We start from the raw sequence: 25,428 nt of genomic DNA, 5'->3' as shown, positions 1-25,428 counted from the left end.
TTTTTTATATCACTTTTATTGATAAAAGCTACCCGCACTACACGGGCAGCCTCTTCACAAAAAAACTAAAACTATTCTACAAGTAGCTTTTGGGTAAAGCCTTCTTTTGTTTTCAGGATGTAAATACCTTTAGACAAAAATCCCAAATTGGTATAGGAAGCATCTTTAAAACGCAGCACTTCCCTACCGGACATATCATACAATACACCATCAACCGGCTGGCTAAAAAATACCACTCCGTCTTTAACAGGATTAGGATATGCCCTGAAAGACGTTCCCGCAGTAAATTCTTCCGTTCCCAATGTATCGTTGTTTATTTTGTATACACTTATGGTTGCACTCACTTCATTGGCAATCACCACCAGTCCATTTCCAAGGCTGTTATGATTGGGCTTAATGTAAATAATACCTTCCGGACCGGCATCACCACCAGTCAGTGTTCTGTTGTTCTTATAGGAAACGAAAACCGCCTCCTGTGGATTAGTGATATCATATACCATTACACCACCGATGCGTTCCAGCGTAATAAAAGCATACATACGCCCATTGATTTCTGCTACAGTAATCCCTTCAGGTTCCGGCCCTTTGTTATCACTTCTGTTTTTAAAATTGGTATTATCATTACTGGCATTAAAAAGGGCTCCAAAAACAGGATCATTAGCTGTAATTCTTTCAAAATCATCCCCACTATCATACACAATTTGTCCGGTGGTCGTATTCCAGATACTGAAAGAACGGGTTCCGAAAACATGGATTTCATCAAAATCCCCGTCCCCGTCTAAATCTCCGGAAGCTTTTGTAACAGCAAGCCTTCCCAGGTTTTTGTTGTTTTTCAAGAATGCAGCATCTGGAAAAACCGTCGGATCAAGCACATAGTCCACTGCTCCTACTTTGGTTTCTTCTTCCATAGTATCATATTCCCGGGCATCACCTTCGTTGGCAGTTACCAGATAGGTCGTTCCTCCAACGGTATAATTAGCGACTCCATCCGGCATGTACATGCCTTTTATAGGCCAGGTGGCCATAAAAACAGCGGCTGACTGATCAGAGGTATCCAGGGTATTTCTGGCAAGGCTATGGTCTTTTGTCCCCAAAGGAATAATTTGGGTAATTTGGTTGCTGACCAGATCAATGGTGGCAATAGCATTATTTTCCTGCAAGGTGACCCAGGCAGTAAGATTATCGGCCGCCACAGTAATATATTCCGGTTCAAAATCCTGAGATACTGTCGCATTTGGACCAAAAATCCGTACGCCTTGTGCTCTTAAAGCAGCGATCTGACTGTCATACGCATTGAAATTGATGGTGGTAACATTAGATTGATTAATGGCTCCCAGTCCCCCACTCACATCAATTACGGAAATACTTCCTTCAGGATCGATTGAATAATCAGCATTAGGCTGTCCTTCGTTTGCTGTCAGTACTTTTGTCCCATCATGAGTAAAAGTAACCATATCCGGTAAATTCCCTACCGTTACAGCAGCACTGATAACACCATTGGTATCCATGAACACGACTTTACCATCGGCAAAATCCACTCCGACAACAGTTGCTGCCACAATACCATTTTTTACCGCGACACTGGTCGCTCCTGCTCCAAAAGCAGTCATATCAATCGCTGCAATTTGCGATAAAGCTGCAGGATTTGAAAAATCAAGTATATTAATTGTTGTTGCTGTAGAATTCAATACAAACAAGCGTTGGGATGCTTCATCATAGGAAACAATTTCTGCCGAACCGGAAGGATCCACCAGATAACTGGTTAAAAATTCCACATCCAGCGCCTGCGATGCAGCCGGGCCCGTATTGTCATCATCCAAAATATAAAGCACCTTTTTACTTGCTGCTCCCAAATTGGCTCCGGTCACATTTGACAGTTCCAAAACCAAAAATTTATCGATTCCTGCCACTGTATTATCTATCAAAGCAAGTGTTACCGGGATTGACGCTGTACTGTTGGGTGGAAAAGTAATCGTTTGGGGTGCAAAATTATAATCTGTACCTCCAATTGCCGTTCCAATGGTAGTCATTGGAGCAATAGTAGCAGTCACTGCCTGTGCCGAAACATTAGACAGGGCAACATCAATCGTGATATTTCCTGCATTTTCATTGCTATAACTATAGTCTGTGGTAAAGGCTATCGTTGGTGTGACATTAGGCACATAAACTCCGGGAGAAGCATATACATTAGCTCCTAAAGAAACGCCGACGAAATTCGTAGCTGCTACCCAATTGGCACCATTATTCAAATCACCATTCGGATTCAATAATTCCAGTGAAGGCCCGAAACCATCAGGAGTTGTAGGCCAGGGCGCGGCATCATCATACATAACCGATGAAACCACCTGGTTTTGCGAATTCAATACCTGTAGCAATTCCCCTCCATTTCCTAAAGCATTACTGATTCCCTGTGGAAGATCAATAAAAGGAACACCGTAAAAAGCATCTGCAGAAGGTTTATCTCCGGCCAGCAAAACCGTCGCATGCGGGGCTAATGTCATTTCGGGAAATGTATAAGTAAAATTACCTTCGTCTTTCACCTTTATTCCACCCAGCGCTATCGCAGCATCTGTTGTATTATACAGTTCTAAAAATTCCAGTGCATTTGAATTGTCAGAAGGAGGATTATACATAATTTCCGAAATTACCAATCCGGCAGCAAGTGGATTATAATATAAATCACCACTCACAAAAACTCCTGACTGTACATTCCCGGAAAGATCAGCCTGGTTTTGCACCTGAAGCTGATACGCTGTCCCCACAATGAGTCCTGCAACCGTTAGTGTGATTTTGTTGGCTGCAGCATTATAAACTATGCCTGTAATGGCTACTGCTGGTGTAAAACTATAGTTCGCCAGCGCTTGTACAGCGGCTGGCGTCAGCTCTTCTGAAACTAAAACATCAATAGCCTGTTGCGCTGTTACGGCTGCACCCAGGATTACCGGCGGAACAGTATCGCCTCCTGTAACAGGAGTTCCCTGAACGGTGACATTGTCAAAACGATTGTTACCACTGGACCCGGAAGCTGCGGTACCACCAAAATCAATCCTGATACGGAAATTCGGATTATTGGAAGCTCCGGAAATGGTGCTAAAATCCAAAGTCACCAAACCATACTCCGGTTCAACAGTAGGAACATAACTTGTTACTGCCATTCCAGCTGTGCTATAGGTTGTCCCACCATCCAGGCTATAGGAATAATTTTGTACCGATGCACCGGCGCTGGTTCTTGCAGTAGCAAATTTCACTATCACCGCAGTATAGCCTGTTGTAGGCAGCGCCATTACCAGGCTACGTGTTGCACTGGGATTACGGGTTCTTAGCCCGATTCCAATAGCGGTTCCCGCCTGCAGATTAATTTCTGTACCGGGGCTCACCATATCGAGATAACCAGCACCTGTACCGTCATAGGAAATCCCTGCATTTGCTGGGAGTAAAGATACATCGGGTGTTACGGTACCGAGATTCCCGGAAGGCAGTGTATTAAAGTGCCAATAGTGGATTTGTGTTTGCGCTATCATTTCGGCACCCGAAAAAATGAAAGCAAGTACAATAAAAGCCCTTAAAATGGGCTTGCAGAAGTAAATTTTTGACATAATAAACTGTTTAGTTTTAAGATCTCCAAAGATGGAAGTCCTGTATTATGCCAGCATTATTATACCGACAACAGATCATCAACTATGGCTAATCTATTGTTCCTGAATTGTTATGCCGGAAAATATTGCTTTTACAGCTTCAAAATAATTAACAAAAATTCAATTCATATCCCATCGGAATTAAGTAAATTAGTGTAACATTTAACCGCTCCATTATGAAAATCCCACCACAATATTTACCTGTTATGCCCTATCTGATTGTTAATGATGCTAAAGGTTTTCTTGCTTTTGCCATTCTCGTTTTTGATGCTACAGAACAATTGATCGTGCCTGATTCAAATGAAGATATCAGGCATGGTGAACTCCGTATTGAAGATGCCGTAATCATGTTTGCCCAGGCATCTGAAAACTGGACGCAAAAAACGGCGGGTATGTTTTTGTATGTAAATGCGGTGAATACAGTATATGAAAAAGCTTTACGGGAAGGAGCAAAAAGCTTACAGGTTCCCAAGCAGCAGGAATATGGTTACGCGGCAGGATTTGAAGATCCTTTTGGAAATCAATGGTGGATCAATCAGGCGGAATAATTTAATAGCTGTTACTATGCCACATCTCTTAGCAAAACTAAAAAATGTACCGCTGGAAAAATTCCGCCAGATTTTAGAACTGGATAAGGAGTTCCATGAAGAAAATGGCCTTTTTATCCAGCATGTCTGGCAAAATGCAGAAGATACCAATGAGATTATTTTCCTTTTTCGGATTACCGATATCCAGCAAACTAAAATACTTATCGATCAGCTTCATACTAAAACTACAGCCTGTAATCCTGAAGTGAACCTGCCGGTAATGACGTATCTCAAATAAGAAATACCGTATATAAGCCCTATCTTTACTTCCAAATTAAATATACTGCGATGCTATCCTTAAACAGAATTCATCATACCGCCCTTATCGTTTCCAACTATGAGGCATCCAAACATTTTTATACTGAAATACTCGGCCTCACCATCCAACAGGAAGTATATCGGGAAGAACGCCAATCGTATAAATTGGATCTTGCCATAAACGGCCAGTATTGCATTGAATTATTTTCATTCCCCGATCCGCCACAGCGGCCTTCACGGCCGGAAGCCACCGGATTGCGCCACCTCGCTTTTGAAGTGGACCAACTGGATGATACGATAACAGCACTTAGTGCTCATGGGGTCGTTGCCGAACCCATCCGCGTGGATGAACATACCGGAAAACGCTTCACCTTTATTGCTGACCCTGATAATCTTCCGATAGAATTTTATGAAAAATAGCCCCTAATATTTTTAAAGAGACGGCTTCTGATAAACGGTAATACGAAGGTCTTTTAAAACAAAAAAATCTAAAAATCTAATCGTATGATTCTTTAATTTTACAATTATCTGACTACCTTTGCCCCCTCATCAAAAATATAGATTATGGTTTATAAATTCAGAGTAATTCTCGATGCAGAAGAGGATGTCTTCAGGGATATCGCGATAATGGAAGATGCAACTTTAGAAGATTTTCACAATGCAATTGTAAATGCTTTCGGTTTTGACGGAATGGAAATCGCTTCCTTTTATACCTGTGATGCCGATTGGACACAGGATGAAGAAATTTCTTTGTTCGATACGGGAGATATTCCGGGAGAGCAGAAGATCATGAGCGATTATGTACTTTCGGATTTATTGAATCGGGAGAACACCAAACTAATTTACGTTTATGATTTCCTGAATATGTGGACATTCTTTGTAGAATTGGCTGCTATTGAAGAAATAGAAGAAGGAGAACGATACCCACACCTGTTATTTACGCATGGTGAATTACCGGTAGATGCGCCTGAAAAAGATTTTGCAGAGGGCAGCATGAAAGATGACATCTATGGTGATTTTGAAGACGATTTCGATGAAGAAGACCTGGATATGCTGGATGGTGGCGAGAACTTCGAAGACTTCGGATTTGAAGAAAACTGGAATTAAAAATTAATTACGATAAAAAAAGGGAACCAGGATTAAGACACTATAGCTTTTAATCTTGGTTCTTTCCTCTAAAATACTTGAAATGATAAATTTATACAACACGCACATTGAGACTTTGTCCATCCACCGAGTGGGTAACAAAAGCCGGAACGAAGCCTTTTTCTTGTCAGAACAACCGTTCAACCTTAGTGATGAGATTGTTCCCCTGATAAAAGAGTATTTCTTCAAGCCTTTCCGCGAAAAAGAAGAAAATTACTTTCAGTTTGCGCACGATGTAGATTTAGAATACAACGACATGTTTACTTTTGCTACGGAGATTTTTGCTGATCCTTCAAGCGTACATGAAGTTTCTAAAAAAATTACCAAACACCTTTTTGAGCAGTCCAATCACCCGCATATCAAAAATGGAGAGGTGTATGTAGTCTACCTTTCCAATCTTTCAATTGATAATAATGTTGTAGATGCAGTAGGTGTTTTCAAAAGTGAAATTAAAACCGATTTCCTTCAGTTTGAAGAGCGTGACACCCACCTGGAAATGATTTTACAGCAGGGAATCAACCTGAACAAACTGGACAAAGGATGCCTTATCTTTAATTATAAAAAAGAAGAGGGTTATAAAATCCTGACCATTGATAGCAACCGTTATGATGCACGTTACTGGTTGGAGCATTTCCTTTCGGTAGATGCTTTCCAGGACGAAAATTTCATCACCAAGAAATACCTTAAATTTTGCCAGGACTTTGCAAAAGACGTAGTGCTTCCGGCAGAAGATAAAAAAGAAGAGGTAATGTTCATGAACCGTTCGGTAAATTACTTTGCTAAAAATGACCAGTTTGAAGAAACCAACTTCTTAAATGAGGTATTGGACAATCCGGATCTTATCCCTGAATTCAAAAATTACAAAGTCGATAAAGGTGAAAAATACAGTATCGAGGATATTACCAATTTCCCTATCGCAAATGCTGCCGTATCGGATGCCCGCAAAAAGATCAAGAACGTGATTAATCTGGATACGAATATTCAGATTAAACTGGACTTTATCAATCCTGAGAGTGCCGAGAAATTTGTAGAAAAAGGATGGGACGAAGAAAAACAAATGTACTACTATCTGGTTTACTTCAATAAGGAGCAAAAAAGCTAATTAGCCCAGGCAGGAATCATTTTATTTTTGATAAATAAAACTTAAAAATGCATTTTATCACAGCGATAAAATGCATTTTTACTTTATAAATCTATTGTCAAAATTTCGTAACTTCAATCAAAGTAAAATACCAGGAGAATTGCATGAGGGGCACAATCAAAATATTTTTTTTAGTATTCTTTTTTATGAGCTTGCAATCACTTAGGGCTCAGGATCCCACTGTAAAAAAAGATTCTGTCTCGATGTATAATAACATTGAAAAATATTCCAAAAAACGAAAATTCACGAAATTCATCCACAAATTAATTTTCCGGCAAACAAGGACGGAACAACCGAAAAAGGTAGCAACAAAGGAAAAAAACCGCGAAATTCCCTACCGGAAGTATGAAGGCAAAATTATCCGGAAAATCAATATTGTGACCCTGGATCCTTTTGGTTATTCCGTGCATGATACAACCACGAAACAAAAAAATTTCATTGAGAGAGCCGGAAACAGCCTCCATTTCAAAACCCGGCAGATTACCATCCGGAATTTATTGCTGATCAAAAAAAACCAGCCTTTAGATTCGCTGCTGATCAAAGAATCGCAGCGTCTGATCAGGACACAGCGTTACATCCGTGAAGTTACTGTCACACCTGAAACCGTGAGTAGCAGTTCGGATTCCATTGACCTTACCATACGAGTACTGGACGCCTGGAGTTTAATCCCGGATGCTTCATTTTCGGGATCCCGCTATGATATTGAACTGCGTGAAAAAAACTTTTTTGGGACAGGCCATGAGTTCCGGAATAAATACCGCCAAAACATTAAAGATGGTGATAACTATTACCGATCGCGTTATTATGTCCCGAATATCGCCAATACCTATATCAACACCACCATCGAATATGAAAATGATGTTGATGATGATTTTGTAAAAAGCATCAATATTGAACGCCCCTTCTTCTCTCCCTATGCCCGTTGGGCTGGTGGTATATTTGTCGATCAACGGTATGTTTCCGATTCGATGAAAACGGTAACAGGCACAATCGGCTACCAAAGTATAAAATCAAGCAGCCAGGATTTCTGGGCTGGACACTCCATACAAGTTTTTAAAGGAAATACCGAAGAAGACAGGGCTACTAATTTCGTGAGCTCCATCCGGTATTTAAGGAAGCGTTTCCAGGAAGCCCCCGGTCCTTTATACGATTCCATAAACTATTATACGCGTCAGGATTTGTACCTTATTTCCATTGGTATCACGTCCAGAAAATATATCCAGGACAAGTACATCTTTAATTATGAGATCATTGAAGATGTCCCTATCGGTCGTATTTTTGGAATCACCGGAGGAATGCAGCGAAAAAACCACACCAATCGCCTCTATCTCGGTTCAAAAGTGGCTATAGGGAATCATTATGAATTCGGTTACCTGAGTGGTGCCATTGAATATGGTACGTTTTTTAGAGGGTCTAATTTAGAAGATGGTGCCCTCACCTTTCAGGCTACCTATTTCACCAACCTGATTGATGCCGGAAAAGGACGCTGGAAATTCCGGCAGTTTATCAAACCCCAGTTGGTCCTGGGATTTCGACGTAATCCTTATGACAACATCACCATCAATGGCGAATATGGATTGCCGGGATTTGATGGATTTGGACTCATCGGTACCAAAAAACTACTGTTGTCTTTCCAGACCCAATCATATGCACCCTGGGAATTGCTGGGATTCCGGTTTGGCCCTTTCCTGAGCTGTACACTCGGTGTGCTTAGTGATGAACATCATGCCATCACCAATAGTAAATTATATTCCCAGTTTGGTATCGGTGTGTTAATTACCAACCGCTACCTGGTCTTTAACTCTTTCCAGGTTTCCTTCTCTTTCTACCCGAGTATTCCGGGACAGGGAGATAATGTGCTGAAATCAAATTCGGTAAAATCAACCGATTTCCAATTTGATGATTTCCAATATGGAAAACCTGAAACTGTACTGTATCAATAATACGGTAAACACACTTTTATAGCTGCGCACCCTAAAATATTTCATACTATTCGGTAACAAATTCTTACATTGCCCGTCTTACCAATATCAATCAAACTTATATCATGCAGGAAACCATATTAAAAATAGAAAACCTAAACAAACGTTTTGGGGCAGTCCATGCGGTAAAAAACGTTTCATTTGAAATCAAAAAGGGAAATGTCTACGGCATTTTAGGCCCTAATGGAAGTGGAAAATCAACAACATTGGGTATCATACTCAATGTGGTCAACAAAACTTCCGGATCCTACAGCTGGTTTGGTGGCAGTATGGAAACCCACCAGGCATTAAAAAAAGTGGGGGCTATTATCGAAAGGCCTAACTTCTATCCGTACATGACCGCGTATGAGAACTTAAAACTCGTATGTGACATCAAACAAATCCCGTATTCCAAAGCTGCAGAAAAACTTGATGTAGTAGGCCTTTTGGAACGTAAAGACAGTAAATTCCTGACTTTTTCTCTTGGGATGAAACAACGACTGGCGATTGCTTCTGCATTATTGAATGATCCCGAAATCCTGATTCTGGATGAGCCTACAAACGGGCTTGATCCACAGGGAATACGCCAGATTCGTGATATCATCAAAGAAATTGCAGCCACCGGAACCACTATTTTGCTTGCTTCCCACCTGTTGGACGAAGTAGAAAAAGTATGTACCCATGCTGTCGTTTTACGAAAAGGAGAAATGCTGTATTTTGGAAGTGTCGATGGCATGATCTCCAACGATGGCTTTTTTGAATTGCAGTCCGAAGCTACTGACCAAATGATTGCAGCACTACAACAACATCCTGCCATTGAAAAAACAGAACTGTTGGACGGTAAAGTTTTTGTATACACCAAAAGCGCACTGGAAGCCGCTGAATTGAACCGTTACCTGTTTGACAAGGGAATTGTGCTAAATCATTTGATCAAGCGAAAAACAAGCCTGGAAGAACAATTCATCCAAATCATCGCAGGGAAGTAATCCAGGGGATGCTTCTTCACTATTTACAATTCAAAAAATACAAACCAAAATGAAAAGACTTATCCATATAGAGCTCCAAAAACTGCTCAAAAACAAAGCCTCCAAAGTTTTAATTATCTGCTATTTTGTATTGCTTTCTCTGATTGCCTTGATCGCTTCCATCGAATTCGATCTTGGTTCTTTACACATCAGTTTAGCAAAAATGGGGATTTTTAACTTCCCGTACATCTGGCACTTCAATACTTATTTTGCAGCCCTGCTCAAATTATTCCTGGCCATCGTCATTGTGTCGATGATGTCCAACGAATACAGTTATGGTACATTAAAGCAAAACCTCATTGACGGGCTCAGCAAAAAAGAATTTATCCAATCTAAATTCCTTACGGTTATTTTATTTGCTTTGGCCTCAACCGTTTTTATTTTTATACTTTCCCTGATCCTGGGATATTCGTTCTCTTCATTTACCGAAGCATCAATAGTATTCACCGATGTCGATTATCTGCTTGCGTATTTTGTAAAACTGATGGGATTCTTTTCCTTCTGTCTTTTCCTGGGTATCCTGGTAAAACGATCCGCTTTTGCATTAGGATTTCTGATTTTATGGAATATCATAGAAGGATTTATCTTTTTGGGAATCCGCCTGGTTACTCCGGCTGGAAGTAACATCGGAGAAAACGTAAGCCGCTTTTTTCCTTTGGAATCCATGAGCAGCCTTATTTTTAATCCGCTGCGCAGGCTTTCCCTGGTTCGTAATTTAGAAGAACAGGTTTCCGGACAGGCAGACACTACAATTTATGATGTCAATTATGTACAGATTCTTATCGTATTGGCATGGACTGCAATATTCGTTTACCTATCCTACAGGGTATTGAAAAAAAGAGATTTATAATCGCTCCAATTTTTTACTATACCATAGCCCGCTATCCTTACTGATTAAGATAGCGGGCTATTTGTTTTCCGGTAGTCGTACAACATAAAAAAAGCATCCCGGTCTGGGATGCTTTTACATAATTCTTTAAAAAGTGATTTAGGACTTTACCCAATCCACAATTTCTTTATCAGTCGGTAATGTTTTCGGGCTAATTACCTTAACCAGTTCACCCTGTTCGTTGATGAGGTATTTCTGGAAATTCCATTCTACTTCAGAATCCTGGACTCCATTTTTTGATTTCTGAGTCAGGAATTTATAGATCGGTGCCATGTCGTCGCCTTTAACGGAAATTTTATCCATCATAGGGAATGTCACGCCATAATTCATTTCACAAAATGTAGCAATCTCTGCATTAGTTCCCGGCTCCTGAGAAGCAAAATTATTCGCTGGAAACCCAACGATAACAAAATTCTGCCCTTTATAGGTGTCATACAAGGCCTGTAAATCTTTGTATTGTGGTGTTAACCCACATTTTGACGCTGTATTTACAACTAAAATTTTCTTGCCTTTTAAAGACGCGAAATCAAATTCCTTCCCGGAGAGGTCTTTTACTTTAAACTGATAAATCGTTTCTTTTGCCATTGGTGTTTGGTTTTCTGTGGTAGTAGCTTCGGCAACTTCTTTCTGAGCCTGGTTTTGTTGACAGCTGATCAGAAGTACTATGGAGCACGCAGCCATAATAATTTTTTTCATAAGGATAATTTAGACGATAAAATTACTGTTTGATTCGCTTATACATTCCAAATTTATGTTAAAAAAAAGACCCCGGAAGATTTGCTTCCGGGGTCTGTATCAATTGATATCCATTTATTTTTTATAATATTTCCTGTACTTCATCAGGGCAAAAATTCCGATAATTACCGCTCCAAAGAACATATAATAGAAATACGCCGGGGTGGTTTTCTCTCCACTGGCATAGGAATGCAACCCGGTGAGGTAGAAGTTTACGCCATAATAGGTCATTAAAATAGAGAAATAAGCCAATACCGACATAAAATTAAACAACCATGCACTACGCATTCCCGGAACCAATCGCATGTGAATGACAAAAGCATACACCATGATACTGATTAAAGCCCAGGTTTCTTTTGGATCCCACCCCCAATAACGGCCCCAGCTTTCATTAGCCCATTGGCCTCCCAGGAAGTTTCCTATCGTTAGCATAACCAAACCAACCGTTAAAGACATTTCAGTAATATAAGTGATCTCTTTAATATTAAGATCCATTTTGATGCGGTTCTTTTTATTGGTAAAAATTATCAGGAATAGCGATACAAGCCCCAGAATCATCCCCAGAGTGAACGGTCCGTAGCTGGCCACAATTACAGCAACGTGGATCATCAGCCAGTAGGAATTTAAAACCGGCTGCAGGTTGGCAATAGCAGGGTCCATGTAACTGGTATGGGCAACAAACATAATAATTGCAGCCACAAATGCAGTTGCTGCTACCGTTAAATGAGATTTTCTTCCAAATGCCAGTCCGAAGAACATGGTAGCCCACCCCACATAAATAATCGATTCATAGGCATCACTCCACGGCGCATGTCCGGAAACGTACCAGCGTACAATTAACCCGATTGTATGCAATACAAACAGTAACCCTACAATACTATGACTTATTTTAATCAGGATCGAAACTGCTTTATTGTCTTTGAATATCCTGATGATGACAATGGTCATCATAAAAATACCCGCCGCCATATACATCCAGAACAGGTTCTTGAAAATATCATATTTGTTGTACAGGATTTCAGAATCAATCTTGCTATCGTCAGGACGTACTTTGCTACCGTATTTTTTCTGGAAGCCATTGATGCTTTCCAGGATATCATCGGCCGTTTTGTACCCACCTGTTTTCTCTGCTTCCCGCAAAGAGCCAAAATACAATGGCAATACGCTTTTCAGGTAAGTAGAGTCAATACCGGTAACTTTAGTTTCGTTGAGCTCCAGGTAGGATACCCATTTGTTATTCGGATCATTCGGAATTGGGAAAACACGCAATATCCTTCCACTTAAAGCGTCATATAATAAATTTACTTTTTTATCCGTTTCGATAAAATCTTTCTGGAATTGGTTGGGCACTGCAGCAGCATAGGCTTCTTCCAAAACACCTGCCAGTTTATAGTTCCCCATATCGTCGAAAAAATTAATCATGGCAGCATATTTTTCTTTATGCAGCAAACCAATCATTTTACGGATACTATCATTTTCATTTTTAACGGTAATCATCGGTACATTGTACCAGATCTGTGGAAACTGTGACATTGACAATAATACCTGATCGGAATTCAGTCCTTTATAATGGTCACTTTTGCTCACTTTCCGAACCAGTTCCGAAGAAAAGGTATTAATCGGTTTCATACGGCCTCTACCATCCTGGATTACCATTCTTCCGAACTTTGCCGCATGTTCCTCAGACACTGCATATTTTGTAATCACAGAGTCCATCTGCTTTTCTGTAGGCATGATATGATTGGCATGCTCCTGTGAAAAACCGCTAATGCTCAAGAATAAAACAAGCAGCGTAATTAGTTTTGATTTCTTTGCTTTCACTTTATCCAGTTTACGTTTTAAATCGCCAAAACGTGTGTTTTTATCAAATAGTATGGCCATCAGCGCAAAGTACAATAAGAAATAGCCGATATAGGTGATCCAGGTTCCCCAGAAGTCATGGCTTACAGAAAGATTAGTTCCTTTTTCATCGGCATCGAGTCCTGACTGGAAAAAACGGTACCCTTTATAATCCAAAACATTATTCATAAAGATACGGGCATCAAATGTTTCTTCCGGAGCGATAATAGTGACTTTACTCTCATACGAAGAATAGCTTTTTTCAGTTCCGGGATATTTCTCCGCTACGAAATCATTCAGTTTGATTTTAAAAGGAAGTGTATATACTTTGCTACCATAGAAAAGGGTATAATCCAAATTGCCCTGTCGGAATGAAAAAGGTTCCCCGATTTTTCCTTTGGCCCCCATCAGCGTAACCAGTTTTTCCTGGCCTTCCGATTTTACTTTGATACGTAGGGCATCATCATTTTTAGAAGCATAATTTGTACTGCCTACAAAATCTTTAACCCCTTTTATAGCCGGTTCCGGAAAAACAAACTGGCTTCCCGCTACATTATACAGCGAACGCATCATTAAAGGCTGTACAGAATCTTTAACTACAGCTCCCGTCATCTTATCGGCCATGCGCATAAAATCACCACCAAAAGGAGCCTGTAAAGTCATTGCATCACCATTCTTGGTTACATTAATAGCGCCCGGAGTAGGCTTATTAAAAGCAAACAATACATTATGGATATTCTGCACTTCCCCTTCTTTCAGAAAATGCTCATGACGGGTTCCGTCTCCGGACTCTACCATTTTCAGGTAATACACCCCGTTTTTATCTTCTTTAATGGATTCTTTGGCATCCATTAGGAAATCAGCATATTCGATTTCAAAAGGAATTTCATTAAACTTGTCTTTTAGCGTAAAATGATTATTCACCGCAGGAGACATTAATAGGTTTTTTTCGAATGTTTTACGTCTTGGCTCTCCTTCATATTCACCATCCACAAATACAGTCAGGTAGGTTTTATCAGAGTAAAACTGGTTTTCTGTTGCTTCTTCACGAATTGGCATGATCCCTTCAAAACTGATGTAACGGGTTACAAAAGCCCCTAAAAGAATCAGTATAAAAGATAAGTGCAGCAATAAAGTGGCCCATTTTTCTTTTTTATGAAGCTGGTAACGTTTGATATTTCCGATGAAATTGATCATAAAAAAGACCATAATGGCTTCAAACCACCAGGAATTATAAATGAGAATTCGGGCAGTATCCGTATTGTAGGCATCTTCGATGAAAGTTCCTATTGCCATTGCAAGTGCAAAACCAAGAAATAATACGGCCATTAAGCGTGTGGAGAACAGAAAGGAGAATATTTTTTTATCCATTAGATTGGAAATTATAGAGTATTAAAAAACTGGTGCAAAAGTAAGTAAAAATGTTCATTAGAACAGGAAAGAAGGCAATCGTATAATGGTAAATTGATGTTAATTTTTAACCCCTATTATTTGGAAAATGCTGTAAAATAAGATAATTGGCTACCTTAACAAATAGTTAAAATTTCGCAAATGCAAATCTATATTAATATTTAAATTTAGTTTTGTAATCCTAAGCAATTTCCGCTTAAACCAGTTTACTTCTTATGAAAATAAAATATATTGTCTATTCTGTCCTCGTTATCGGAATCGGGGCGTTAATTTATTACAGGATTTCTGCCAACAAAGACCAGGGTGAAGGCCCAAAAGATAAAGGAGGATCCAAAGCTCCAATGGCCGTTAATGGTATAGTAACCGAAGGTCAAAGTTTTGCCAACAGCCTTTCCCTATCGGGATCGGTAGAAGCCAACGAACAGATTGATATTCAGAGTGAGGTTTCCGGAATTGTAGAGCAGATCAATTTCCAGGAAGGGGCACCGGTCACCAAAGGACAGGTACTCTTTAAGGTAAATGACGTAGAACTCCGCGCACAGGCCATACAGGCTGCAACCAAACAAAACCTGGCTTCTGAAAATGAACGCCGTGCCAAGCTATTATTGGAAAAAGAAGCCATCAGCCGGGAGGAATACGATATTGCCAGTGCTGATTTCAAAACCATGAAAGCCCAGAGCCAATTGATCAATGCCCAAATTGCCAAAACAACAGTACGCGCCCCTTTCCCCGGAAGAATCGGCCTCCGCTCCATCTCTCCAGGGACTTACGTTACGCCAACGACCCTGATTGCACGGCTGGTAAATACTTCACAGGTTAAAATTACATTCTCCGTTCCGGAAAAATATGCGGCCCAGATGAAACTGGATACCAAAATAACCTTTACCGTTGCCGGTTCCAAAGAAAAATTTACCGCTAAAATATATGCTATTGAACCTGAAGTGGACGTTGCAACACGTACCTTAAAAATGCGTGCCGTAGCCGATAATCCGGAAGGAAAATTACTGCCGGGTACTTTTGCTAATGTCGAATTGCCATTAAGCATGGTACTCAATGCTATCCTTATTCCTACCGAAGCAGTAGTTCCGGTACAGGATGGAAAAAAAGTGTTTATCACCGAAAATGGTAAAGCAAAAGAAGTAAAAGTAGAAACAGCTACCCGTACTGATAAGGAAATACTGATTACCGCCGGACTAAAAGTCGGTGATACGGTGTTGACTACAGGAGTAATGGGGTTAAAAAATGATACGCCTGTCAAAGTAAACATCAGCGCTAAAAAATAACCATGAGCTTATCTACCTTAAGTATAAAAAGACCCGTATTTACGATTGTTGTCAATCTCTCCATCATTCTTTTTGGAATTATTGGCTATACCTATTTAGGCGTACGGGAATTCCCTTCTATCGATCCGGCGCAAATTTCTGTGCGGACCAATTACACGGGAGCCAATGCCGACATTATTGAATCCCAGATTACCGAGCCACTCGAAAAAGCCATCAACTCCATTGATGGAATCCGGAATATCACCTCTTCCAGCAACCAGGGATCGAGTAATATCACCATCGAGTTCAACCTTGAAAAAAACCTGGAAGAAGCCGCAAATGACGTTCGGGACAAAGTATCCCAGGCCATTCGTAGCCTTCCACAGGATATCGATGCACCACCGGTAGTGTCCAAAGCCGATGCGGATTCGGATCCTATTATTACCATGACGGTACAAAGTCAAAACCGAAATGCACTTGAGCTGAGCGACTATGCTGAAAATGTGATTGCCGAACGCCTGCAAACCATTCCGGGTGTCAGCAGTGTTCAGATCTGGGGCCAAAAGAAATATGCGATGCGCCTTTGGCTGGATCCGGTGAAACTGAATTCCTATGGAGTGACAGTCTCTGAAGTACGCCAGGCATTAGATGCACAAAACGTAGAATTGCCCTCCGGTAAACTCACCGGAGCCAATACCGAACTTACGGTAAAAACCATGGGGAACCTTTCCACAGCCGAACAGTTCAACAATATTATCATCCGTGCCGAAAAAGAACGGATCGTTCGTCTTGGTGACGTCGGCTATGCCACTTTAGGCCCGGAAAACCTGGAAACCAAAATGAGTGAGTCTGGCCTGCCTATGGTAGGGCTTGCCGTAATTCCACAGCCCGGAACGAACTATGTCGAAATCGCCGATCTTTTTTACAAACAATACGACCAGCTAAAAAAAGAGCTGCCTGCCGATTTCAAACTGAACATCGCCATTGACAATACCGTATTTATCAAAAAGTCCATTGTGGAAGTAGCAGAAACCCTGCTGATTTCCCTGATTCTGGTAACACTGATTATCTATTTGTTTTTCCGGGATTGGGCCATTGCTTTCCGTCCATTGATTGATATTCCGGTTTCGCTTATTGCTACATTTTTCATCATGTATATTTTTGGTTTTTCCATCAATGTACTGACTTTATTAGCCATCGTATTAGCAACAGGGCTCGTGGTAGATGATGGAATCGTAGTCACCGAAAATATTTTTAAGAAAGTCGAAGAAGGCATGTCGCCTATTGAAGCGGCGATCAAAGGCTCTAACGAAATTTTCTATGCCGTTATTTCGATTTCGATCACACTGGCTGCCGTATTCCTCCCGGTAATTTTTCTCGAAGGCTTCGTAGGGCGCCTCTTTCGGGAATTTGGGGTCGTCATCGGGGCAGCAGTATTAATCTCTGCCTTTGTATCGCTAACATTAACGCCTATGCTAAACGCCTACCTGATGAAAGGTGGCGTACATAAAAAATCACGCTTTTATAATTTCACCGAGCCTTATTTCCAAAAACTCAATTCGGGTTATGCCGAAGCTTTAGGAAGTTTTATGAAACGAAAATGGCTCAGTTTCCCTATCATCCTCGGTTGTATCGGTTTAATTGCGTTGTTCTTTAGCATTTTGCAAAAAGAAACAGCGCCTTATGATGACCGTAGTTTTATCGGGGTCAATGTAACAGCGCCTGAAGGGGCTTCCTATGAATATACCGACCGTTTCATGCAGGAACTCACACAGCTCATCAACGATTCCATTCCGGAAAAGAAGGTCAGCCTTGTCATTACCTCTCCTGGATTTGGTTCCGCTTCCGTGAATAGCGGACGTATCCGGATAGCCCTGAAAGAACCCGAAGAAAGGGAACGCTCCCAAAAAGAGATCGCCAATGCGCTCACCAAATGGACGAAGAAATATTCGGAAGCCAAAACCGCTATTTCCGAACAACCCACAATTGCCGTAAACCGCAGGGGAGGTTTACCGATACAATACATCATCCAGGCACCAAATTTTGAAAAACTACGGGAAAAAATTCCGGAATTTTTAGATGAAGCCAACCAGGATCCAACGTTCTCCATGACCGATGTAAATCTAAAATTCAATAAGCCCGAAATCAATGTGACTATCGATCGTGACAAAGCACAAAGCCTTGGGGTTTCGGTAATCGATGTGGCACAAACCTTACAGCTTTCCCTGAGTGGGCAACGTTTCGGTTATTTTATGATGAACGGAAAACAATACCAGGTGATTGGCCAGTTTGATGAAAAGGACCGTAGTGCCCCACTCGACCTGACCTCCATGTTTGTAAAAAGCAACACCGGATTATTGATTCAGTTGGACAATTTAGTCAAAGTAGAAGAGCAAAGCAGCCCACCCCAATTGTACCATAACAACCGCTATATGTCGGCTACCATTTCAGCAGGATTAGCTCCCGGGAAAAGTATCAGTGACGGTATTGCGGCAATGGAACGCATTAAAACAAAAGTACTGGATGACTCCTTTACCACCGATCTGGGTGGTGAATCCAGGGATTTCGTAGAAAGCAGTTCCAATACATTATTTGCTTTCGGCCTGGCATTACTGCTGATCTACCTGATCCTGGCCGCACAGTTTGAAAGCTTTATCGATCCGTTTATCATTATCCTTACTGTGCCGATGGCGGTTGCCGGAGCATTATTCTCCCTTTGGCTGTTTGGGCAGACGTGGAATATCTTCAGCCAGATCGGGACCATCATGCTGATCGGGCTCGTGACCAAAAACGGAATCCTGATCGTAGAATTTGCCAACCAGCTGCGGGAAGAAGGCAAACCCAAATTGGAAGCCATTATGGAGGCAGCCGAATCCAGGCTCCGTCCTATATTAATGACCAGTCTTGCCATCGCTTTAGGAGCCCTTCCGATCGCGATGTCACTCGGCGCCGCTTCAACCAGTAGAATTGGTATGGGAGTCGTTATTGTTGGGGGAACTATATTCTCACTGGTATTAACGCTGTTCATCATCCCGGCCATTTATTTTATGTGGTCCAGGAAACGGGTACACCGTCCCGAATTTGACAATATCGACCAATTAGAAGGAAAAAACTAAGAATTATGAAGATGAAAATCTTTCTCCGCACCCTGATCATCCTGGTTTTTGCCGTTGTCAAAACGAATGCACAAGACCTGCTGACGGTTGAAAATGCTGTAAAAATTGCATTAGAAAACAATTATGAAATCCGTGTTTCTGCCAACGACCTTAAAGTCGATGAACAGAATGTCTCCATTGGAAATGCCGGAATGCTACCGATACTACAGGCCACAATCTCCGATAATAAGAGCCATCAGAATACCACCCAGACCCGTTTGGACGGTACGGTAAATACGCTCAACAACGCCCAGAACAACAGCCTTAATTATGGTGTGGGACTGGACTGGACCATTTTTGACGGATTCCGGATGTTTGCCCTCCACGACCAACTCAAAGAGCTGAAAAAAGTAGGAGAAGCGGAACTGAAACTGACCATACTCACAAAAGTAAGCAGTGTCATTACGACCTATTACGACCTCGTACAGCAAAAACAGCAGCTCACAGCAATGGATACTGCAATCGCGATTTCAGAACAACGCCTGATGACGGCCGAAAACCGCTATAAAATCGGTAAAGCCTCAAAATTAGAAGTCCTGAATGCCAAAGTAGATATCAATACCGACACCACCAACCTGCTGCGCCAAAAAGAACTCAATGCGAATACTAAAATCCTGCTGAACCAGATTTTAGCACGCGATCCCAATACCCCTTTCCACGTGATGGACAGCATTGTGATGGAAAACGTATTAATATTGCCCGATCTGGTAGAATTGGCCCAGGAACAAAATCCACAGTTACAGATTGCCCAGATGAATAAGCGGGTCCTGGAACTGGAACTCAAGCAGGTAAAAGCAAACCGTTATCCTACCGTGAGCGTGAACACAGGCTATAATTTTGCCGAGAGCCAATCGAGCCTTGGTTTTACCACCCAGTCTTCTTCCAAAGGATTTAACTATGGTTTTTCGGCTTCCCTGAATCTCTTTGATGGATTCAACCAACGCCGGAATGAAAAGGTAGCTGCCCTCATGATTCAAAACTCTCAATTGACCTACGAACAACAAACGCAGGCCATAACGACACAACTTTCTACCGCTTACCAAACCTACCTCACCAATTTATTGTTGATTGAAGTCGAGAAAAAAAATGAGGAAATTGCAAAGGAGAACCTTGATATCACTATGGCAAAATTCAAAATAGGTACGATAACCCCTATTGAATTCCGGACCGCACAACTGAATTATGTGAATGCGAGAGTACGCAATAGCAATGCACAATACCTGGCAAAACTATCCGAAATCACCTTAAAAGAACTTGCCGGAAACCTGAAATTAGAGTAAAGGCCTACCTACACAATTCCAACCGGCTGCTCCCAAATCAGCCGGTTTTTTTATATTTTTAAAATAGCTCAAGACTGGGCGTTACCTTCGGCCGGGCTATACGCTCTTAGTCCTCATCGCGTCGTTCCTCCTCATTCCGGGCTACCCGCTGCTATCCCTAACGCAGTGAGACATTCATTCCCTCTTATTCCTCTCATCGCTCTGTTTACTTTTCACATTGCTATTTTTATTGCTCCCTTTTACTTTTCCCCTCTTACTTTTCCCCTCTTACTTTTCCCCTCTTACTTTTCCCCTCTTACTTTTCCCCTCTTACTTTTCCCCTCTTACTTTTCCCCTCTTACTTTTCCCCTCTTACTTCTCCCCTCTTACTTTTAACCTTTCTCAACACACACCTATAACAATTGAGTCCACACCTACCGAAACTCAACACACACCTATAGCAATTAAAACCACACCTACCGAAGCTCAATACACACCTATAGAAATTAAAACCACGCCTACCGAAGCTCAACACAGCCCTATAGCAATTGAATCCATACCTACCGAAGCTCAACACACACCTATAGAAATTAAAACCACACCTACCGAAGCTCAACAAACGCCTATAGCAATTAAAACCACACCTACCGAAGCTCAACACACGGGAGTAGTCGTTAGATTGTGTAAACGTAGAAATTGATTTTAATTTGATTTGAGATTTTAAGGCTTAGCCAAAAAACAACAGATCATTAAGTATAGAATTTAAAAGAACTACATTTAAATAATTTAAAAAGAGCGGATTATGATCGAAGATGGTAAATTACCCAAAGATTTTGCAAAGCAATTTAAAAACAAAGAAGACTTCCATACTTTTTTTCAAGACCTGTATAAACAAGGCATTGAACAGCTACTCCAGGGAGAATTGGATGCTCATCTGGGATATGAGAAGCATAATATTGACGGATACAATACAGGCAATAGCCGTAATGGTTCTTTCTCAAAGAATATAAAATCAGAGACTTTGGGCAATATGGTCCTGGCTATTCCCCGGGATAGAAATGGTGAATTCGAGCCTCAGGTCATCGGAAAAGGCCAATCGATGAGTGAAAAGATTGAAGATGCTATTTTAGGAATGTACAGTCGTGGAATGACCCGTAGTGATATTGTAGAACAAGTTAAAGAAGTTTATGGGATATCAGTAAGTGAGTCCACGATTTCGACCATCTCTGATAGAATACTGGCTGATGTTGATTTATGGACTAAAAGGGCTTTAGAACCACAGTATCTGATTGTTTGGATGGATGCTGTGCATATGAAAGTAAGAACAGATGGGAAATATGAAAACCATGCAATTTACATTGTAATCGGACTAAAAACAGATGGTAAGAAAGAAGTATTAGGAATGTGGCTAAATAAAGAAGAGTCGGCTTCATTTTGGATGACTGTACTCTCTGACATAAAATCTCGTGGAGTAAAGGATATTCTCATTGCCTGTACAGATAACCTTACCGGATTTACAAAAGCTATCAGAGGTGTTTTTCCAAATACAGAATCCCAGCTTTGCATTGTTCATCAAATAAGGAATAGCCTTAAGTTTGTAGTAGTTAAGGATAGAAAAGCATTTTGCAGTGCAATGAAAGAAGTATATACTGCAATAAATCAGGAAGAAGCCGTTTTAGCTCTGGCTGAATTTAAAAAAAACTGGGAAGCAAAATATAAATATGCCGTTTGCTCCTGGGAAAAGAATTGGGAAAATCTCATGCCTTTTTTGGCCTATCCTGCTGAAATCAGGAAAATAATGTACACCACAAATACAATAGAAAACTTAAACAGGGGAATTAGAAAATATACCAAAACAAAAGTGCAGTTCCCAGATGAAAAAAGCGTCAAGAAATCAGTCTATTTAGCAATACAAAATTGTGAAAAAAGCTGGATAAATGCAATACCAAGCTGGGGATTAATCATGAATCAGTTCTTGGTCATATTTGGAGAAAGGTGTAATATTAAACACTAAGAACTGTTTACACAAAATTTCGACCAGTCTCCAACACACACCTATAGCAATTAAAACCACACCTACCGAAGCTCAACACACACCTATATAAATTAAAACCACACCTACCGAAAGTCAGGAAGCAGCAGAGATAAGAAATAGTTTATCCCAATAAAAAGAGGCTATTCCACCGATTCGTGAAATAGCCTCTTTACTATTTAATTCAGCTCTTTATTAAAAAAGAGTACTCAGCATTATATCGTACTTGTTTTAATTATACCAATACTTCCTGTGGCAAAACCGGCGTATACCTTCTATAGGCTTCACCCGCAAGCACTTTTGCAATCTGATCGGATATGGCCGCATCACACAGGCGATCCAGCCAGAAAAATTCTCCTGCCGCATTGATTTCCAGGAAATAATATTCATTTTCCGGTGTGAGGATGATGTCAATTGCACCATAATTGATCTGATACACATCCATCAGTTTCAGCAGCTTTTCTTTTATAGTTTCAGGTAAGTCAAAAGGCACCCATTGTTGAAGCAATTCTACGCCTTCACGACGCCAGTCGACTTTTGCATTTTCCAGTTTTTGCGAATCCACAGCAAAAGAAAATACTTTATCGCCCACAATCGTCACCCGCAGTTCTTTTTGTTTTTCCAGTTTTTCCTGGAATTGCATCGGGCAATATTGAAGAGTGTCAATATCATCCAGATTATCTTCTGTAATAACATTGGTAAACACAACCTGCTCCACCCCTTCTTTGTCAATTGCAAAAGAACCCTGCATTTTGGCAATCGCACCATTCGGATGGTCTTTTACGAAACGCCGCGCTTCCTCCGGACTATTGGCAATACAGGTTTCAGGAATATTGAGTCCTACCGCTGCGGCAATTTTCATCTGTTCTTCCTTACTGTCCATTCGTCTGTAATGGCTGAATTTTCCAATCTGGAAACAATTCATACTCTCCAGCATCCCGAATAAAGTAATCCGGATTTCTCCATGAACCGACGATAAAAATTTACCTCCCAGTATTTCCCTCAGGCCATTTCCTAAATTAAAACTGCGGCGGTACCACAAAGCCGTAATATCATGGATGGCTTCGCGTTTACCTTTGTAATCCAGGTATATTTTCCATTCTTTGTCTTCATAACAGCTGCTCAGGCTGTAGTGTAACGGATATTCATCTACATTAAAGCGGATCACGGTCGCATTATATTTTTCCAAATGGTCTGCTACCGATTGGGTTGCTTCATTATCATTCGTGTGGGTAATAATTAGTACTTTTTTCATAATCGTGATTTGGGCAGCATCCGTTAGAATACCACTTTATTTTTAGGTTAATCATTCATTAGGGCAGTGTGTTGTACAGCTACTGCAGCCGTTATTTGTTCAGCAATCGTTTCACCGATTGGATAATTCAGGTCTCTTTGGAGCATGCCCCATTCCCCCTGTGGATTCACTTCCAGAAAAACATAGCGCCCGTCAGTATGGCGAATCATATCGATTGCACCAAAAAAAAGTTCAAGCTGCTGCATCATTTTAGTCAGGGCAGTGCAAATAGCATCCGGAAGTGTATAAGCTTCCCAGCCCAGGGCCACATCAGTGGCAATACGCCAGTCAGTTTTTCCGCGTTGTGATGTTCCGGCATTGATCTTTCCGGTAAAAAAAATACCATCGATGTAAATAATCCGCAATTCGTAAGCTTTGGGAATCAGTTCCTGGAAAATCATCGGGCAATACACCAGTCCCCCCAATCCATCAAGATTGGATTCACCAATTAGCGTGGTGGGAAAAAAACCTGTCGCTCCCGACATGCTTTTAGCCAGTGAGCCGTGTAATTTGGCAATCATCTGTTTGTCACATTCCTGATAAAAGAAGGTTTTTACTTTTTCTTCATCATTGGTAAACAAACTCCTGGGGATCTCTATACCCTGTTGTACCGCCGCAGCTAATTGTTCCCATTTGTTATTCCCAATACGAATATCAGCACTTAACCGGTTAAACCAGGGTACCTGTTTAAGGGCTTCCATAAAAATGGCCCGCATTGTTCCATATTCCTGCAGGTAAATGCTCTTAAAATTATCGTCCAGATCTTCCGGTACCGCTATAGACCAGGATTTTCGGTGCCAGACTCCTGTCACCTCTCCTAAAGTTATAGTACGGTCGCCATCGGTTATTGTTACCGTAGCGGCTGTATTGCTAATGGAATAATCAAAGGACAACTGATCGGAAAAACGATCGGTATTCAGTCGGTAGGTCTCGATTCCAAGCTCGGAAAACCGCTTCATTACAATGTCGACAGTATAATAATCGTTGCTATGGGTAAGACATAGTATCATTTAATAGCGTCATAGATTTAGTAAAAAAAAAGCCCATGATATGGGAATACCTGAGCGTAATAAAAAAAGCAACACCAGCTGGTGCTACTGTTGCTTTCCCATAAATCATTTAGATAGGTGACTGCACATCATCATCTCCATCAGATGGATATTTTAATGTATGATTCTGATCGTTCACCGGTTTTGTAACTGGTGGCGTTCCATCTACTACATCAAGCGTTGGAGATGTTGCTCCTCCACTCACTCCTTTAGTATCCTCTTGAGAAAGTTGGTTTTCAAGGAAGTTTGCGAAGAATGGTTTTTTTAATTCTTTTTTGTCATTTTTCATGATCTTGTAATTTGGGGTTAATTAACTAATAGTGTCCCGAAGTTAATTATTTTAAGAACATAATATAATTTTTCCGCTAAAAAATTATCGATTTTATTTAATATTGACTAAAAAAACAACCGCAATTCCCTGTAAAAATGCTACTTCAAAGCGAAATAATATTCCTTAAAAAAAGCCCTTGCATCCGAAAATACAAGGGCTGATTCTCAAAAGCAGTATAACCAATCGTTACCTGTGCTTTTGGAAACTGATATTAGACGTAATTAACATCGTCATCCCCATCAGAAGGATATTTCATCGTGTGCTGAATGTCTTTCGCCGGTTTTGTAGTCGGAACTTCGACATCACCCAATGGTGAAGTTACACCACCGTTTACTTTTTTTGTTTCGGCTTCCGAAAGCTGGCTTTCCAGGAAATTAGCAAAAAACGGTTTCTTTAATTCTTTTTTGTCATTTTTCATGA

Annotated in this window: 19 protein-coding genes; 12 read left to right on the top strand and 7 right to left on the bottom strand. The window is 40.8% G+C overall.

The features are described 5' to 3' along the window. Positions 1 to 71: 71 nt before the first annotated feature. Positions 72 to 3,596 (bottom strand): choice-of-anchor I family protein, encoded by a 3,525-nt coding sequence (locus tag FK004_RS10750; protein WP_108737259.1) that lies wholly within the window; start codon positions 3,594 to 3,596, stop codon positions 72 to 74. 215 nt (positions 3,597 to 3,811) lie between these two features. On the opposite strand from FK004_RS10750, the gene FK004_RS10745 reads away from it, so the two are divergent. From FK004_RS10745 to FK004_RS10710, 8 genes are all read left to right on the top strand, one after another. Further along, complete coding sequence (locus tag FK004_RS10745; RefSeq protein ID WP_108737258.1) at positions 3,812 to 4,183, top strand: VOC family protein; 372 nt, start codon at positions 3,812 to 3,814, stop codon at positions 4,181 to 4,183. Between the two features lie 16 nt (positions 4,184 to 4,199). Continuing rightward, entirely contained in the window at positions 4,200 to 4,460 is a 261-nt protein-coding gene (locus FK004_RS10740) for a hypothetical protein (protein WP_108737257.1), read from the top strand. A 50-nt stretch (positions 4,461 to 4,510) separates the two neighbouring features. Beyond that, a complete protein-coding gene (gene gloA2, locus FK004_RS10735; RefSeq protein WP_108737256.1) occupies positions 4,511 to 4,900 on the top strand; it encodes an SMU1112c/YaeR family gloxylase I-like metalloprotein in 390 nt (129 codons plus the stop codon). A gap of 144 nt (positions 4,901 to 5,044) precedes the next feature. After that, on the top strand, positions 5,045 to 5,587 hold the full coding sequence (locus FK004_RS10730) for an IS1096 element passenger TnpR family protein (RefSeq protein ID WP_108737255.1): 543 nt from the start codon (positions 5,045 to 5,047) through the stop codon (positions 5,585 to 5,587). A gap of 82 nt (positions 5,588 to 5,669) precedes the next feature. After that, a complete protein-coding gene (locus FK004_RS10725; RefSeq protein ID WP_108737254.1) occupies positions 5,670 to 6,728 on the top strand; it encodes a nucleoid-associated protein in 1,059 nt (352 codons plus the stop codon). A 242-nt stretch (positions 6,729 to 6,970) separates the two neighbouring features. After that, complete coding sequence (locus FK004_RS10720; protein WP_157956075.1) at positions 6,971 to 8,710, top strand: BamA/TamA family outer membrane protein; 1,740 nt, start codon at positions 6,971 to 6,973, stop codon at positions 8,708 to 8,710. Positions 8,711 to 8,814: 104 nt separating this feature from the next. Next, entirely contained in the window at positions 8,815 to 9,714 is a 900-nt protein-coding gene (locus FK004_RS10715) for an ABC transporter ATP-binding protein (RefSeq protein ID WP_108737252.1), read from the top strand. A 49-nt stretch (positions 9,715 to 9,763) separates the two neighbouring features. Beyond that, entirely contained in the window at positions 9,764 to 10,603 is an 840-nt protein-coding gene (locus FK004_RS10710; RefSeq protein ID WP_108737251.1) for an ABC transporter permease, read from the top strand. A 138-nt stretch (positions 10,604 to 10,741) separates the two neighbouring features. Here FK004_RS10710 and FK004_RS10705 read toward each other — a convergent pair whose 3' ends face one another. Continuing rightward, entirely contained in the window at positions 10,742 to 11,338 is a 597-nt protein-coding gene (locus FK004_RS10705; RefSeq protein WP_108737250.1) for a glutathione peroxidase, read from the bottom strand. A gap of 114 nt (positions 11,339 to 11,452) precedes the next feature. Beyond that, on the bottom strand, positions 11,453 to 14,587 hold the full coding sequence (locus tag FK004_RS10700) for a cytochrome c biogenesis protein CcsA (protein ID WP_108737249.1): 3,135 nt from the start codon (positions 14,585 to 14,587) through the stop codon (positions 11,453 to 11,455). A 254-nt stretch (positions 14,588 to 14,841) separates the two neighbouring features. On the opposite strand from FK004_RS10700, the gene FK004_RS10695 reads away from it, so the two are divergent. The 4 genes from FK004_RS10695 (at position 14,842) to FK004_RS10680 (ending at position 22,316) form a co-directional block, all read left to right on the top strand. Further along, a complete protein-coding gene (locus FK004_RS10695) occupies positions 14,842 to 15,909 on the top strand; it encodes an efflux RND transporter periplasmic adaptor subunit (RefSeq protein ID WP_108737248.1) in 1,068 nt (355 codons plus the stop codon). 2 nt (positions 15,910 to 15,911) lie between these two features. After that, complete coding sequence (locus FK004_RS10690) at positions 15,912 to 19,004, top strand: efflux RND transporter permease subunit (protein WP_108737247.1); 3,093 nt, start codon at positions 15,912 to 15,914, stop codon at positions 19,002 to 19,004. A gap of 5 nt (positions 19,005 to 19,009) precedes the next feature. Beyond that, positions 19,010 to 20,323: a TolC family protein gene (locus FK004_RS10685; protein WP_108737246.1), complete on the top strand. Its 1,314-nt coding sequence runs from the start codon at positions 19,010 to 19,012 to the stop codon at positions 20,321 to 20,323. A gap of 781 nt (positions 20,324 to 21,104) precedes the next feature. After that, entirely contained in the window at positions 21,105 to 22,316 is a 1,212-nt protein-coding gene (locus FK004_RS10680; protein WP_108735429.1) for an IS256 family transposase, read from the top strand. Positions 22,317 to 22,569: 253 nt separating this feature from the next. Here the strand turns inward: FK004_RS10680 and FK004_RS10675 are convergent, their stop codons facing one another. The 4 genes from FK004_RS10675 to FK004_RS10660 form a co-directional block, all read right to left on the bottom strand. Continuing rightward, the gene (locus tag FK004_RS10675; protein WP_108737245.1) at positions 22,570 to 23,589 is read right to left on the bottom strand and encodes an MvdC/MvdD family ATP grasp protein; all 1,020 of its coding nucleotides are present in this window, start codon (positions 23,587 to 23,589) and stop codon (positions 22,570 to 22,572) included. A 47-nt stretch (positions 23,590 to 23,636) separates the two neighbouring features. Further along, entirely contained in the window at positions 23,637 to 24,638 is a 1,002-nt protein-coding gene (locus FK004_RS10670; RefSeq protein WP_157956074.1) for an MvdC/MvdD family ATP grasp protein, read from the bottom strand. Between the two features lie 109 nt (positions 24,639 to 24,747). After that, the gene (locus FK004_RS10665) at positions 24,748 to 24,966 is read right to left on the bottom strand and encodes a microviridin/marinostatin family tricyclic proteinase inhibitor (RefSeq protein WP_108737243.1); all 219 of its coding nucleotides are present in this window, start codon (positions 24,964 to 24,966) and stop codon (positions 24,748 to 24,750) included. A 253-nt stretch (positions 24,967 to 25,219) separates the two neighbouring features. Next, on the bottom strand, positions 25,220 to 25,426 hold the full coding sequence (locus FK004_RS10660; protein ID WP_108737242.1) for a microviridin/marinostatin family tricyclic proteinase inhibitor: 207 nt from the start codon (positions 25,424 to 25,426) through the stop codon (positions 25,220 to 25,222). Positions 25,427 to 25,428: the final 2 nt, after the last annotated feature.

This window comes from Flavobacterium kingsejongi, assembly GCF_003076475.1.
Lineage (GTDB): Bacteria > Bacteroidota > Bacteroidia > Flavobacteriales > Flavobacteriaceae > Flavobacterium > Flavobacterium kingsejongi.
The sequence above is the reverse complement of the archived record's forward strand: the minus strand, read 5'-3'. Positions and strand labels throughout refer to the sequence as shown.